We start from the raw sequence: 13,754 nt of genomic DNA, 5'->3' as shown, positions 1-13,754 counted from the left end.
CGGGGCAGCCGAGGAGAACGAGAGCGGTGGCCCACGCGGCGGCCGCCGGGATCACGAGCGGCCAGAAGTGGCCCCCGCCCCTCTCACCACGGCTCGACGCACCGCCGCAGCCCGCCGCCCCGCCACCTTCGCTGCCACCGAACCAATCCCCACCGATCTTCCCGACCCTGAACCTCGCCCCACCAAGCTTCCTGACCCCGAACCTCGCCGCACCGGGCTTCCCGAGGCCGGATCTTCCGCCACCAGACCTCCCGACGCCGAACCTTCCATCACCGATCCTTCCGACGCCGGATCTTCCACCACCGAACTCCCCCAGAGTGGACTTCCTGCGGCCGAACATCCGGCCACCGAACTTTCCGACGGCGGGCTTCCTTCGGTCGAACTTCGCGCCACCGAACGCCCCGCCACTGAACCTCCCGACGCTGGACTTCTCGCCGCCGCCCCTCGCGCCGCCGAACCTTCCGCCGTCGAACGTCCCGACGGTGGACTTCCCGCCGCTGAATGCGGGCCTGCGGCTTTCGCCGCCCTCCGCTCTGCCGCTGCCGGGTGCGGCGTCGACACGATCGTTGGGGGTCTGGGTGGTGGTGGCTGAGGGACGGATCGGGATCGGCATCAGATGCGAACCTTCGGCTTGATCTCCTCGAACCGCCGGGTACCGATGCCGCTGACCTCGCGAAGTTGGTCGACGCTGGTGAAGCCGCCGTGGCTGGTGCGGAAGTCGACGATGCGGGAGGCCAGGACCTCGCCCACGCCGGGGAGTTGTTCGAGCTGGTCCAGGGTGGCGGCGTTGAGGTCGATGACGGCGGCTTCGGGTGCGGCGGCGGAGCCCGGCTCAGCCGCTGGGGCGCCGACCATGATCTGCTCACCGTCGACGAGGCGTCTGGCCAGGTTGAGAGTGCCCAGAGGGGCGCCTCGGCGGATGCCTCCGGCGGCGGTGATCGCGTCCTGCACGCGGGAGCCGGTAGGCAGGGGGTAGACGCCCGGCTCACGGACTTTTCCGGCGACGTGGACGGTCACCTTGGTCGTCGGGGTGGTGGCGGGCGTCGCGCTGGCAAGCGGAGCCGGGTCAGGCAAGGGCTCGGGGACAGGCTGGGCGCGCCAGAGGAGGAAACCCGCCACCAGGACCGCCGCGGCGCCGAGGGCCAGCAGGACACGCAGGCCGGGCCGACCGGGGTCCAGGGCGGGAGCGGCGGCCCGGAAGGCCTGGAAGGACTCGGGCACCCCGGCGGAGAACGGGGCACCCTCGGAACCGGTGAGAGAACGGAGCCGGGACTCGGCGATGGTCCGCTCGGACGTCGAATCTTGGGCGCGCACGGCCGGAAAGGTACGGGGCAGCCCGGTGCCCGACACGTCCCGAACGAGGTTCTGTGGACAACGACGCCTTGTTCACAGGCCCTACGGCGAGCCCAGCGAACGAAGACACCCGGTACGGCAGCCGACCGAGGGGTTCCCGAAAGGCCGCGTCCGGGACATCAAGCTAGGGACGGCACCGGAGCCCCGGGGTCACGAAAAGCCGCACCCAAGACGACAGGCTGGGCGCGGTACCAGCGCCCCAGGCTCCTAAAAAGGCGCGCTCGAGACGTCAAGCTAGGCACAGTGCCAACCCCCCGTGTTCCCGAAAAGCCTTGGACCCCCCGGTCCCGCGCGAACCGCCCCGTCGCGACAGGCCCTCCCCAGCCACCGCTGCGACCACCCCCGGCTACGACGTCGGAGAGATCGTGATGCCCAGCATGCCCGGCCCCACGTGGACCCCGATCACCGCGCCCACCTCCACCACCCGGATCCCCGCCGGCCCGCGCACCCGCTTCGCCAGGTTGGCGGCGAGGGACTCGGCGCGGTCCGGGGCGGCCAGGTGCTGGACGGCGATCTCGACCGGCTCGTCGCCCGCCTCCTCCACCGCCAGGTCCTCCAGGCGCGTGAGGGCGCGGGCCGAGGTGCGGACCTTCTCCAGCAGGGCGATGCGCCCGTCCGTCAGGTGCAGCAGAGGCTTGATCATGAGGGCCGAGCCCAGCAGCGAGGCCGCCGCGCCGATCCGGCCGCCACGGCGCATGTGGTCCAGCGTGTCGACGTAGAAGAAGGTCCGCGTGCGGGCGGCGCACCGGGTGGCCGCAGCCGCCACCGACTCCAGGGACTCCCCCGCCTCGGCGGCGCGGGCCGCCGCCAGGACGGGGAAGCCGACGCCCATCCCGATCGAGCGGCTGTCCACGACCGTGACCGGCAGCGGCGCCTCGCGTGCCGCCGTCCTGGCCGCCTCCACCGTGCCGGACAGGTCTCCCGACAGGTGGATGGACACGGCGCTCGCCGCGCCCTGCGCGGCGAGCGCGGCGTAGCAGGACGCGAAGCGCTCCGGCGCGGGCCGCGAAGTGGTTGCTGTGGCGAAATTTCCGGCGAACTCGGGCTCATCCCAGGACTGATCACCGGAAATCACCTGTACGGGGACAACAGCGACGCCCGGCACCTCAGGCAAGTAAGCGGTGGAATCCGTGACTACGGCGACAGCGGGCGGCATACCCCGACTTTAACTACTGAACCGGCGTCCCACCCCGCCAAACGCGGCGCGGCTTGAGGCCGAAGGACCAGGCGAAGGCGCCCTCGTGGTCGGCGTCCCACTGGACGATGTCGGCGAGGCGTCCCGGCTGCAGCACCCCTCGGTCGGGAGCGCCGAGAACGGTCGCGCCGCCCAGCGTCGCCGCGCGCAGCGCGTCGTTGACGCTCATCCCGAACGCCGACACCGCCATCGCGATGACCAGCGACATCGAGGTGATGCCGCAGTAGCCGGGGTTGTGGTCGCTGCCGAGCGCGATCTGCACGCCGTGCTTGATCATCTGGCGGACCGGCGGCAGGTGGCCGCGCTGGAGGGCGGTGGCGGGGCAGACGACGGCGGGCACCCCGTAGCGGGACATGATCGCGATGTCCTCTTCGGACATGTGGTGCAGGCCGTCGGCGGAGGCGCAGCCGAGCTCGGCGGCGAGCTGCACGGCGCCGCGGCGGCTGAAGAGGCCGGCGTGGATGCGCGGCAGCAGGCCGACGTTGCGGCCCGAGGCGAGCACCCAGCGGGACTCCTCGGTGGTGAAGTGGCCCTCGTCGCAGTAGACGTCGACGCTGTCGGCGCCGGCCGCGGCCGCGTCGGCGCACCAGGCGCCCACGGCCTCGACGTATTCACGCTGGCGGCCGAAGTATTCGGGAGGCACGACGTGCGCCGCGAGGAAGGTGACGTGCACCCGCGGCATCATCGGCTCCTTCTCCAGCTCGCGCAGGAGCCGCACGTCGGCCAGCTCGCCGTCGCGGGTGAGGTGGTAGCCGGTCTTGGCCTCGACGGTGGTGGTGCCGTTGAGCAGCCAGCCGCGCAGCCGCTCGCGCACGCCGTTGCAGAGCGTCCACGGGTCGGTGCCGCGCGTCACGGTGACGGTCGAGCCCACGCCGCCGCCCGCGGCGGTGATCGACGCGGAGGTCGAGCCGCCGGTGCGGATGGCCAGCTCGGCGTAGCGGTTGCCGACGTAGACGGGGTGGGTGTGGGCGTCGATGAGGCCTGGGGTGACGAGCGCGCCGCTCAGGTTTTCGACGTGGTCGACGTCGACGATGTCGTCGACGACGCCGGGGACGCTCTGCGGCAGGTCAGGCGCCCGGCCGACCCACGCGATGCGGTCGTTGTGCACGAGGATGGCGGCGTTGCTGAGGACCTCGTTGCCGGTCCACAGGCGGCCGATGTTGGTCAGCAACCGAACGGTCACCGCATCACCGCCCCACGCGGGAGCAGCACGCAGCGCACGGCCTCCGCCGCGCCCACTGAGTCCGCTCCGGGTCCGGACGACATGGGGGTCTCCTGCTCTCATCCGCAATGCTGTAGCGGTGACCGTATCGCTGGACTCATGATCCGGCGATTTCAGTTCAGTTACGTTATTTCACAAGCGGGCTTGCTGTACAGGGTTATCCGGAAGAAAGCCCACTCATCCCAGACGCCACACCCTCAACCACAGGCCCCCGCGTGCTCCATCGTGCGCAGCAGCCGTCATCCCTTAACCCGTGTCATTAAGCCGAAAGGCTCGGCTAATCCTAGCAATCCCAGCGTTGCGGGACCACTGCCGCGTTTGGGCAGCCCTGGCCACTTTGTGACCAGAGCTGCCCTCGCGTGCCGTTAAGAGACTCGTTCGACCGGCTTGCCTACGCGCATCAGCTCCTGGTAGAGGCTCGGCAGCACGCGGGCGTGCAGGATGGTGCCCTCCTCGACGTGGTCCACCGAGAGCACCTCGCCCTCCTTGTGGGCCCGCGAGATCAGGTCGCCCCGGTCGTACGGGACGAGCAGCGCGACCTCGTGGTCGAGCCGCGGCAGGCTGCGCTCGATGAGGGCCAGCAGCTCGGGGATGCCGGCGCCGGTGCGGGCGGACACCACGACGCTGTCGCGCTCGCGTCGCGTCAGGCGGTCGAGCACCTCCTGGTCGGCCGCGTCGGCCTTGTTGATCACCACGATCTCCGGCAGGTCGGACGCGCCCTCGATGGTCCCGAAGACCTCGCGCACGGCGGCGAGCTGGCCCTCGGGGTCGGGGTGCGAGCCGTCGACCACGTGGAGGATCAGGTCGGCGTCGCCGACCTCCTCCAGCGTCGACCGGAACGCCTCGACGAGCTGGGTCGGCAGGTGGCGGACGAACCCGACGGTGTCGGCGATCGTGAACAGCCTGCCCTCGGGCGTGCGCGAGCGGCGCACGGTCGGGTCGAGGGTGGCGAACAGCGCGTCCTCCACCAGCACGCCCGCTCCGGTGATCCGGTTGAGCAGCGAGGACTTGCCCGCGTTGGTGTAGCCGGCGATGGCGACCGCGGGCACCTCGCGCTGCTGGCGGCGCTGGCGCATGGTGTCGCGGGAGGTGGACATGCCCTTGATCTGGCGGCGCAGCTTGGACATCCGCTCGCGGATGCGGCGGCGGTCCAGCTCGATCTTGGTCTCACCGGGACCGCGTCCGCCGATGCCGATGCCGCCGGCCGCCCGGCCGCCGACCTGGCGGGACAGGTTGCCGCCCCAGCCGCGCAGGCGCGGCAGGAGGTACTGGAGCTGGGCGAGCTCGACCTGGGCCTTGCCCTCCCGGCTCTTCGCGTGCTGGGCGAAGATGTCGAGGATCAGCGCCGTACGGTCGATCACCTTCACCTTGACGATGTCTTCGAGCTGGCGGAGCTGGCCAGGGCTCAGTTCGCCGTCGCAGATCACCGTGTCGGCGCCGGTCGACTCGACCACGTCACGCAGCTCCAGCGCCTTGCCGGAGCCGATGTAGGTGGAGGGGTCGGCGAACTTGCGGCGCTGGATCAGGCCTTCGAGGACCTGGGAACCCGCGGTCTCGGCCAGGAGCTTCAGCTCCTGGAGCGAGTTCTCCGCGTCCTCGACCGTGCCCGAGGTCCAGACCCCGACCAGGACGACCCGCTCGAGTCGCAGCTGCCGGTACTCGACCTCGGAAATGTCTTGAAGTTCAGTGGAGAGGCCTGCGACGCGCCGTAGCGCCTGGCGCTCCTCGAGGTCCATCTCGCCGGTCTCGTACTCTTCGATCGCGGGGTTTTCGTGCATTCGTGTCATCTCTAATAGGAAACGTCTGGACACCTCGGTGTCTTCCCCGATCGTGGCACGACATCCTCACCGCCAACACCTGATTATTGCGGCAACACGCTGACGTCGCCCGATCCGGCGCTGACCTTGATCTTGCGAGGCGCGTTCTGCTCGTCGCGGACCGAGACGGTGGCGTCGCCGCTGCCGACGTCGGTGCTCACGTCGTAGCCCTCGTCGGGGACGCGCAGGATGACGCTGCCCGAGCCCGTCTCCACCTCGGCGCTGTCCGGCGCGGCCGCGTACTCGAGCTCGATGTCGCCCGAGCCCAGCTCGGCGACGACCGTCTTGCCCGTCAGGCCGGAGGCGTCGACCGTGCCGGAGCCGGAGCTCACGGTGAGCGGCCCCGACAGCGCCCTGAGCGTGATGTCGCCGGAGCCGGCCTCGGTGGTGACCTGGAGGCCCTTCGGCACCTCGATCTTGTAGTTGACGCCGCAGTTGCCGGCGACCAGCCTCGGGCAGTCGTACTTGATCACAAGCGTGTCGCCGTTGACCGTGTGCTCGGTCGTCGGCTTCTCGCCGCGCCACTGGATGGTCTCGTCGACCTTCACCGTGCGGCGGTCGGTCTCGGTGATCTCGGTGTCGCCGGAGCCGTTGTGCACCTCCAGCTTCGTGACCTTCTCCGCGACCTCGTACGACACGGAGTCCTGCTCGGTGGGCCCGGCGATGCCCGTCAGGCCGCATCCCGTCAGACCGCCGGTCAGCAACGCGGCCGAGGCCAGGAGGCCACCCGCGATCACAAGTCTCTTCATGCCCCCGATCCTTCCGCGCGTGGCACCCCCACGCATCGGGGATGCCCCCGAAGGCACCCCCGGCTTTGACCCTCGGAACCCGGATGGCGTAGCTTCCCTTCCATAATCCAGAAGCAGTTTTCCACGAAGCGGAAAGAGATCGCACCATGGAGATCACCGGCCCGATGCTCGACCGGTTCGACGAGGTCCTCACGCCCGAGGCGCTGTCGTTCCTGACGACACTGCAGCGGGAGTTCGGCGCCAGGCGGCTGGAGCTGCTGGAGGCCCGCCAGGCCAGGCAGCGGGAGCTGGCGGCGGGCGGCACGCTCGACTTCCTGCCGGAGACCAAGGAGATCAGGGAGGGCGACTGGCGGGTCGCGCCGCCCGCGCCCGGCCTGGAGGACCGGCGGGTCGAGATCACCGGGCCGGTCGACCGCAAGATGACCATCAACGCCCTCAACTCGGGCGCCAAGGTGTGGCTGGCCGACTTCGAGGACGCCAACTCCCCGCTCTGGGAGAACTGCGTGCTCGGCCAGCTCAACCTGCGCGAGGCGCTCGACCGTACGATCGACTTCGAGTCCGGCGGCAAGGCCTACGCGCTCCGTCCCGACGAGGAGCTGGCCACGATCGTGGTGCGGCCGCGCGGCTGGCACCTGGACGAGAAGCACGCGCTGGTCGACGGCGACCCGGTGTCGGCGTCGCTGTTCGACTTCGGCCTCTACTTCTTCCACTGCGCGAAGCGGCAGCTCGACAGGGGCAGCGGCCCTTACTTCTACCTGCCGAAGATGGAGTCCCACCTGGAGGCGCGGCTGTGGAACGACGTGTTCACCCGCGCCCAGGAGCTGCTGGGCGTCCCGCACGGCACGATCAGGGCGACCGTGCTCATCGAGACCTACCCGGCCGCGTTCGAGATGGAGGAGATCCTCTACGAGCTGCGCGACCACTCGGCGGGGCTCAACGCGGGCCGCTGGGACTACCTGTTCAGCGTGATCAAGAGCTTCCGCACCCGGGGCCGCGAGTTCCTGCTGCCCGAGCGCAACGCGGTGACGATGACCGCCCCGTTCATGCGCGCGTACACCGAGCTGCTGGTGCGCACCTGCCACAAGCGGGGCGCGCACGCGATCGGCGGCATGGCGGCGTTCATCCCGTCGCGGCGTGACCCGGAGGTCAACGCGGTCGCGCTGGAGAAGGTCCGCGCCGACAAGACGCGCGAGTCGGGCGACGGCTTCGACGGCTCCTGGGTGGCGCACCCCGACCTGGTGCCGATCTGCCGCGAGGTCTTCGACGGCGTGCTCGGCGACCGCCCCAACCAGCTCGACCGGCTGCGTGAGGACGTCACCGTCACGGCCGCTGACCTGCTGGCCGTCTCCGAGACGCCGGGCGACATCACCGAGGCGGGGCTGCGCAACAACGTGGACGTGGCGCTGCGCTACCTGGCCGCGTGGATGGGCGGGCTGGGCGCGGTGGCGATCCACAACCTGATGGAGGACGCGGCCACGGCCGAGATCTCCCGCTCCCAGATCTGGCAGTGGATCCACAACGACATCACCCTCGCCGACACCGGGGCCCAGGTCACCAAGGAGCTGGTCGAGCGGATCATCGGCGAGGAGCTGGAGAAGATCGCGGCCGAGCCGGGTTACGACGAGAAGCTGTTCGGGCAGGCGACGGAGCTGTTCAAGGAGGTCGCCCTGGACGACGACTTCGCCGATTTCCTGACGCTTCCGGCATACGCCCGAATGCCGTAGATGCCGCCATATATTTGCACTATAGGGAGGCCGAGTTCGCTGGAGGCGCCATGCTGGACACGCTGACGGCGGCGCTGCGCGAGGTGCTGCCCGCCGACGCGGTGATAACGGACCCCGTCCGGCTGCGTACCTACGAGTGTGACGGTCTCACCTATCACCGGGCCACGCCGGGCGTGGTCGTGCTCCCCGACACCGCCGAGCAGGTGGCGTCCGTGGTCAGGCTGTGCAACGAGTTCGCGGTGCCCTTCGTGGCCCGCGGCTCGGGCACGGGCCTGTCGGGCGGCGCGCTGCCCCGCGAGGACGGGGTGCTCGTCGTCACCTCCAGGATGCGCCGCGTCCTGGAGGTCGACCTGCCGAACCGCCGGGCGGTCGTCGAGCCGGGGGTCACCAACCTGGCGATCACCGAGGCGGTGCGCGACCGGGGCTACTACTACGCGCCCGACCCGTCCAGCCAGCAGATCTGCTCGATCGGCGGCAACGTGGCGGAGAACTCCGGCGGCGCCCACTGCCTCAAGTACGGCTTCACCGTCAACCACGTCGAGGCCTGCGAGATCGTCACCCCCGACGGTGACCTGGTGACGCTGGACCGGATGGACCCCGGCTACGACCTGCTGGGCGCGTTCATCGGCTCGGAGGGCACCCTCGGCATCGCCACGAAGATCACGGTACGGCTGAGCCGCGCGCCCGAGTCGGTCACCACCGTGCTGGCCGCCTTCGAGAACATCGAGCAGGGCGGCCGGGCGGTGTCGGCCATCATCGGGGCCGGCATCGTGCCCGCGGCGATCGAGATGATGGACGCCCTGGCCATCGAGGCCGCCGAGGCGGCGGTGGCCTGCGACTACCCGCGTGGCGCGGGCGCCGTGCTGATCGTCGAGCTGGACGGACCGTCGGCCGAGGTCGAGCTCCAGTTCGCGCGGCTCAAGGAGATCTGCGCGGGCGCGTTCGAGCTGCGGGTGGCGGCGAGTCAGGAGGAGCGGGCGGCGATCTGGAAGGGCCGCAAGTCGGCGTTCGCCGCCGTCGGCCGGATCAGCCCGGCCTACATCGTGCAGGACGGCGTGGTGCCGCGCACCGCGCTGCCGCGCGTGCTGGCCGAGATCGACCGGCTGTCGGCCGAGCACCGCATCAGGGTGGCGAACGTGTTCCACGCCGGCGACGGCAACCTGCACCCGCTGGTGCTGTTCGACGACACTGAGCCGGGTGCCGGCGAGCGGGCGGAGACGGTGTCGGGCGCGATCCTGGACCTGTGCATCGAACACGGCGGCTCCATCACCGGCGAGCACGGGGTAGGCGTCGACAAGGCGAGATACATGCCGCGCATGTTCACCGACGACGACCTCGACACCATGCAGCTCGTACGGTGCGCGTTCGACCCCCGGGGCCTGTCGAACCCCGGCAAGGTGTTCCCCACGCCGCGGCTGTGCGGCGAGGTGCCCGGGGTGCGCAAGGGCGTGCACCCGCTGGTGGAGTCCGGGAAGGCGGAGCAGTTCTGATGCTCTCAGAGGATCTGACCGGGGTGACGGTCAGGGAGGCCGGGCCGGAAGACGCCGTGTGCGGGGTGACGCCGCGCTGGGTGGCGCTGCCCGAGACGGTCGAGGAGGTGTCGGCCCTGATGCGCGCCTGCGCGGACCGCGACCTCGCGGTCGTGCCCGCGGGCGGCGGCACCAAGCTGCACTGGGGCCCGCCGCCGGAGCGGCTGGACGTGCTGCTCGACCTGTGCTGCATGAACGAGATCGTCGAGCACGCGGTCGGCGATCTGGTGGTGCGCGCCCAGGCCGGAGTGACCATGGACGCGCTCGCGGCGGCGCTCGCCGGCAGCGGCCAGGAGCTCGCTCTCGACGTTCCGTTCACCGAAGGCACCACGATCGGTGGTACGCTCGCCGCCGCGGTCGCGGGGCCGCGCGCCTTCCGCTATGGCACGGCCCGCGACCTGCTTATCGGCATCACCGTCGTGCTGCCCGACGGCACCGTCGCGCGCTCGGGCGGCAAGGTCGTCAAGAACGTCGCCGGTTATGACCTGGGCAAACTGTTCACCGGCTCGTTCGGCACGCTGGGTGTGATCGCCGAGGCCACCTTCCGGCTCCACCCGCTGCCCGCCGACCGGCGCTGGATCGTGGCGGTGATCGAACCTCCCCAGGTGTCGGAGCGCGGGCCGTGCCAGGTGAGCGAGCTGGCCGCGATGCTGGCCGCCGCCCAGGAGGAGCCGAGCGCCGTCGAGCTCGACTGGCCGCACGGGCAGGGGCCGATCTGGATGACCGTGCTCGTCGAGGGCGCGGCGGCGGAGGAGCGGGCCCGGGCGCTGGCGGAGCGGATGGGCGAGCCGGTGACCGGGGTGCGCGACGAGCCGCCGCCGCAGTGGGGGCTGATCGCCGACGACGACCTGCTGGCCGAGGTGCGCTTCCCGCCGGCCGCGCTGACCGAGGTGCTCGACGCGGTGCACTACAGCGGCTTCTCGCTGCGCGGGTCCGCGGTGACCGGCCGGATCTGGCTGGAGCTGTGGGGCGAGGAGGACGAGGAGAAGGTCTCCGGCGCGGTGGACGCGCTGCGCGACCGGCTGGAGCCCTGCGGGGCCCGGCTCGTCGTGCACGCGACCCCGTACGAGAGCGTCCAGCGGTGGGGGCGCGTGGGCGCGCTGCCGCTGATGCGGCGGGTGAAGGAACGGTTCGACCCGGGGCGAAGGATGTCTCCCGGCCGGTTCGTGGGAGGCATCTGATGGACCCCGACCTGATCGGCGACTGCGTGCACTGCGGGTTCTGCCTGCCGACGTGCCCCACGTACGTGCTGTGGGGCGAGGAGATGGACTCCCCGCGCGGTCGCATCCACCTGATGAAACAGCACGTGGAGGGCACTCCGGTGACGCCGGAGATGGCCGGCCACTTCGACGCCTGCCTGGGGTGCATGGCGTGCGTGACCGCCTGCCCTTCCGGGGTCCGCTACGACCGGCTGATCGAGCAGACCAGGGCCGAGGTGGAGCGGGCGCACGAGCGCGACCCCCAGGAACGGGCGGTGCGCGGCCTGGTGTTCGGGCTGTTCCCGTATCCGCGCAGGCTGCGGCTGACGCGGCCCGGCACGGGGCTGGTCCGGCGGCTGGCGCCGTTCCTGGAACGGGCGCATCCGAGCCTGGGCGCGATGGCGGCGCTGGCGCCCGAGGTGCGGCGGCGGCAGCGGCTGCCCCGGCTGGTGCGGGCCAGAGGTCCGCGGCGGGCCGTGGTCGGCATGCTGACCGGGTGCGTGCAGGGCGAGTTCTTCCCGCAGGTCAACGCGGCCACCGCGCGGGTGCTCGCGCTGGAGGGCTGCGACGTGCTGATTCCCGCGGGGCAGGGCTGCTGCGGCGCGCTGAGCGTGCACGCCGGGCGCGAGGACCAGGCCAGGCGGCTGGCCCGCCGCACGGTCCGCGCCTTCCGCAGGGCGGGCGTCGAGGTCGTGGTGGTCAACGCCGCCGGGTGCGGCTCGTCCATGAAGGAGTACGGGGAGCTGCTCGGCGAGGAGCCGGGCTTCCGGGTGATGGACCTGTCGGAGTTCCTGGTCGAGCTGGGCCCGGCGGCCGAGCGGCGCCCGCTGCCGCTGACCGTGGCCTACCACGACGCGTGTCACCTGGCGCACGCCCAGGGCGTCCGGTCGCAGCCGCGCGAGCTGCTGCGCGGCATCCCCGGACTGGACCTGCGCGAGGTGCCCGACTCGGCGATCTGCTGCGGCTCGGCCGGCACCTACAACATCTTCCAGCCCGAGGCGGCCCGCGACCTCGGCGACCTCAAGGCCAAGGCCGTCGGCTCCACCGGGGCCGGGCTGCTGGTGTCGGCCAACCCCGGCTGCACCATGCAGATCGCCGCCGCGATGCGCCGCCAGGGAGCGGAGATCAAGGTGGCGCACACCGCCGAGGTGCTGGACGCGTCGCTGCGCGGGGTCTCCCTGTGAGCGTGCAGTCGGTCGAGCGGGCGCTCGACGTGCTGGAGGCGCTGGCCGAGCAGGGTGGTGAGGCGAGCCTGTCGGAGATCGCCGCCCGCACCGGGCTGCCGTACGGGACCATCCACCGGCTGCTGCAGACCCTGCTGTCGCGTGGCTACGTGCGCCAGGAGTCCGACCGCCGCTACGCGCTGGGCGGCGGGCTGGTGCGGCTCGGCGGCGTGGCCGAGGGCATGGTCGGCGTGTGGGCGCAGCCCCACCTGACGCGGATGGTGGAGCTGTCGGGCGAGACGGCCAACCTGGCGGTGCTCGAAGGCGACTTCATCGTCTACGTGGCGCAGGTGCCGTCGCCGCGCAGGCTGCGGATGTTCGCCGAGGTCGGCAGGAGGGTGCTGCCGCACAGCACGGCGGTGGGCAAGGTGCTGCTGGCGTGGCGGGCCGCCCACGACGCGGTCACGCTGCTGGAGCGCACCGGCATGCCGCGGCGGACGCCCAACACGATCACCGCCACCGGCCCCATGCTGGCCGAGTTCGACGTGGTGCGCGACCGCGGCTACGCGCTCGACCTGGGCGAGGAGGAGCTGGGCGTGCACTGCCTTGCCGTGCCGGTGCGCGACGGCGACCGGGTGGTGGCGGCCATGTCGGTGTCGGGCCCGGCCGAGCGGATCGACGCCCTGGACCGCGACGAGCTGGCCCGCGGCATGCTGAAGATCGCCGACGCGTTCGGCGCGGAGCTGAGCCCGGCCGCCGGATAGCGCCATGGAAGCCCTGTTTTCGTCAGGGTGACGACGACTCTCGGCGCTCGGACGGACTAAGCTGTTGCGCTATGAGCAACAGCTCCGTGCAATCCGTCGACCGCGCCATCGCCATCCTGGAGATCCTGGCCCGCGAGGGCGCCACCCGCGTGACGGACCTCGCCTCGGAGCTGGAGGTGCACAAATCCACCGCGTCCCGGCTGCTCGGCGCCCTGGAGCAGGGCGGGCTGGTGGAGCAGACCGGCGATCGGGGCCGCTACCGGCTCGGCGTCGGCGTGGTCCGGCTCGCCGGGGCCGCCACCGCCCAGCTCGACCTGGCCAGGGAGAGCAGGCCGGTCTGCATGCGGCTGGCCGAGGAGGTCGGCGAGACCGTCAACATCGCGGTGGCCCGCGACGGCGACGTGGTCAACATCAGCCAGGTGCGCGGCCCGTCCGCGATCAGCGGGCAGAGCTGGGCCGGCGCCCGCACTCCCCCGCACGCCACCTCCAGCGGCAAGGTGCTGCTGGCGTTCGGCGCGCTGGCCGTGCCGGACGAGCTGCGCCGGTTCACCCCGCTGACCATCACCGACCGGCGGCAGCTCGGGCTGGAGGAGATCGTCCGGCGCGGCTGGGCGGCCGCGGTGGAGGAGCTGGAGCCGGGGCTCAACGCGGTCGCGGCGCCGGTCAGGAACATCGACGGCGCGGTCGTGGCCGCCGTGAGCGCGTCCGGGCCGTCTTTCCGCCTGACCCCGCAGCGGCTGCCTGAGGTGGGCGAGTCCGTGGCCGAGGGCGCGCGGGAGATAAGCCGGCGGCTCGGCTATTACGGTTGAAGCATGTGCCGAAGCATCAAGACCCTGCGCCCCCCGTACACCGAGGACGTCACCGAGGACGACGTGCGGGCGGCGGCGCTGCAGTACGTCAGGAAGATCTCCGGCTTCCGCGCCCCGGCCCCGCACAACGCCGAGGCGTTCGACCGCGCGGTCGAGACGATCACCCGGGCCTCCGAGGAGCTGCTGAGCTCGCTGCGAGTTCGCGGATCCCGTTGACACGCCCGCCCGTC

At 71.6% G+C, this 13,754-nt stretch carries 12 protein-coding genes; 7 read left to right on the top strand and 5 right to left on the bottom strand.

All coding sequences use genetic code 11. The annotated features are described in order from the left end of the window. Positions 1-612: 612 nt before the first annotated feature. The 5 genes from ABD999_RS26010 to ABD999_RS25990 all read right to left on the bottom strand — a co-directional run bounded on the left by ABD999_RS26010 (position 613) and on the right by ABD999_RS25990 (position 6,336). Positions 613-1,314 (bottom strand): ComEA family DNA-binding protein, encoded by a 702-nt coding sequence (locus tag ABD999_RS26010; protein WP_271280507.1) that lies wholly within the window; start codon positions 1,312-1,314, stop codon positions 613-615. A 385-nt stretch (positions 1,315-1,699) separates the two neighbouring features. After that, positions 1,700-2,509, bottom strand: coding sequence for a DegV family protein (locus tag ABD999_RS26005; protein WP_345482924.1), 810 nt, complete (start codon positions 2,507-2,509; stop codon positions 1,700-1,702). Between the two features lie 13 nt (positions 2,510-2,522). Continuing rightward, the gene (gene hutI, locus ABD999_RS26000; protein ID WP_345482923.1) at positions 2,523-3,731 is read right to left on the bottom strand and encodes an imidazolonepropionase; all 1,209 of its coding nucleotides are present in this window, start codon (positions 3,729-3,731) and stop codon (positions 2,523-2,525) included. 404 nt (positions 3,732-4,135) lie between these two features. After that, positions 4,136-5,548, bottom strand: a complete 1,413-nt coding sequence (gene hflX / locus ABD999_RS25995; protein WP_148033513.1) for a GTPase HflX — start codon at positions 5,546-5,548, stop codon at positions 4,136-4,138. Positions 5,549-5,631: 83 nt separating this feature from the next. Then, positions 5,632-6,336: a DUF4097 family beta strand repeat-containing protein gene (locus ABD999_RS25990; protein WP_148033514.1), complete on the bottom strand. Its 705-nt coding sequence runs from the start codon at positions 6,334-6,336 to the stop codon at positions 5,632-5,634. 146 nt (positions 6,337-6,482) lie between these two features. On the opposite strand from ABD999_RS25990, the gene aceB reads away from it, so the two are divergent. From aceB to ABD999_RS25955, 7 genes are all read left to right on the top strand, one after another. Next, a complete protein-coding gene (gene aceB / locus ABD999_RS25985) occupies positions 6,483-8,060 on the top strand; it encodes a malate synthase A (protein ID WP_271277933.1) in 1,578 nt (525 codons plus the stop codon). Positions 8,061-8,110: 50 nt separating this feature from the next. Beyond that, complete coding sequence (locus ABD999_RS25980; RefSeq protein ID WP_271277934.1) at positions 8,111-9,550, top strand: FAD-linked oxidase C-terminal domain-containing protein; 1,440 nt, start codon at positions 8,111-8,113, stop codon at positions 9,548-9,550. Beyond that, positions 9,550-10,770: an FAD-binding oxidoreductase gene (locus tag ABD999_RS25975; protein ID WP_271277935.1), complete on the top strand. Its 1,221-nt coding sequence runs from the start codon at positions 9,550-9,552 to the stop codon at positions 10,768-10,770. Before ABD999_RS25980 ends, ABD999_RS25975 begins: the two co-directional genes overlap by 1 nt. Then, entirely contained in the window at positions 10,770-11,972 is a 1,203-nt protein-coding gene (locus tag ABD999_RS25970) for a (Fe-S)-binding protein (RefSeq protein WP_148033518.1), read from the top strand. Before ABD999_RS25975 ends, ABD999_RS25970 begins: the two co-directional genes overlap by 1 nt. A gap of 2 nt (positions 11,973-11,974) precedes the next feature. Next, positions 11,975-12,715, top strand: coding sequence for an IclR family transcriptional regulator (locus ABD999_RS25965; protein WP_148034838.1), 741 nt, complete (start codon positions 11,975-11,977; stop codon positions 12,713-12,715). Between the two features lie 71 nt (positions 12,716-12,786). Continuing rightward, positions 12,787-13,524 (top strand): IclR family transcriptional regulator, encoded by a 738-nt coding sequence (locus ABD999_RS25960; protein WP_187281325.1) that lies wholly within the window; start codon positions 12,787-12,789, stop codon positions 13,522-13,524. A gap of 3 nt (positions 13,525-13,527) precedes the next feature. After that, positions 13,528-13,740 carry a DUF2277 domain-containing protein gene (locus ABD999_RS25955; RefSeq protein ID WP_219544141.1) on the top strand — a complete coding sequence of 71 codons (213 nt, stop codon included), beginning with the start codon at positions 13,528-13,530 and terminating at the stop codon, positions 13,738-13,740. Positions 13,741-13,754 lie beyond the last annotated feature (14 nt).

Origin of the sequence: Nonomuraea ferruginea (assembly GCF_039540635.1) — a bacterium.
GTDB lineage: Bacteria > Actinomycetota > Actinomycetes > Streptosporangiales > Streptosporangiaceae > Nonomuraea > Nonomuraea ferruginea.
This window is presented reverse-complemented; position numbering and strand designations above follow the sequence as displayed.

What these genes read in the sequence shown, in the direction of transcription:
- ABD999_RS26005 (WP_345482924.1), bottom strand. Translation starts at nt 2,509, where the DNA reads ATGCCGCCCGCTGTCGCCGTAGTCACGGATTCCACCGCTTACTTGCCT.
- hflX (WP_148033513.1), bottom strand. Translation starts at nt 5,548, where the DNA reads ATGCACGAAAACCCCGCGATCGAAGAGTACGAGACCGGCGAGATGGAC.
- ABD999_RS25990 (WP_148033514.1), bottom strand. Translation starts at nt 6,336, where the DNA reads ATGAAGAGACTTGTGATCGCGGGTGGCCTCCTGGCCTCGGCCGCGTTG.
- aceB (WP_271277933.1), top strand. Translation starts at nt 6,483, where the DNA reads ATGGAGATCACCGGCCCGATGCTCGACCGGTTCGACGAGGTCCTCACG.
- ABD999_RS25980 (WP_271277934.1), top strand. Translation starts at nt 8,111, where the DNA reads ATGCTGGACACGCTGACGGCGGCGCTGCGCGAGGTGCTGCCCGCCGAC.
- ABD999_RS25975 (WP_271277935.1), top strand. Translation starts at nt 9,550, where the DNA reads ATGCTCTCAGAGGATCTGACCGGGGTGACGGTCAGGGAGGCCGGGCCG.
- ABD999_RS25970 (WP_148033518.1), top strand. Translation starts at nt 10,770, where the DNA reads ATGGACCCCGACCTGATCGGCGACTGCGTGCACTGCGGGTTCTGCCTG.
- ABD999_RS25960 (WP_187281325.1), top strand. Translation starts at nt 12,787, where the DNA reads ATGAGCAACAGCTCCGTGCAATCCGTCGACCGCGCCATCGCCATCCTG.
- ABD999_RS25955 (WP_219544141.1), top strand. Translation starts at nt 13,528, where the DNA reads ATGTGCCGAAGCATCAAGACCCTGCGCCCCCCGTACACCGAGGACGTC.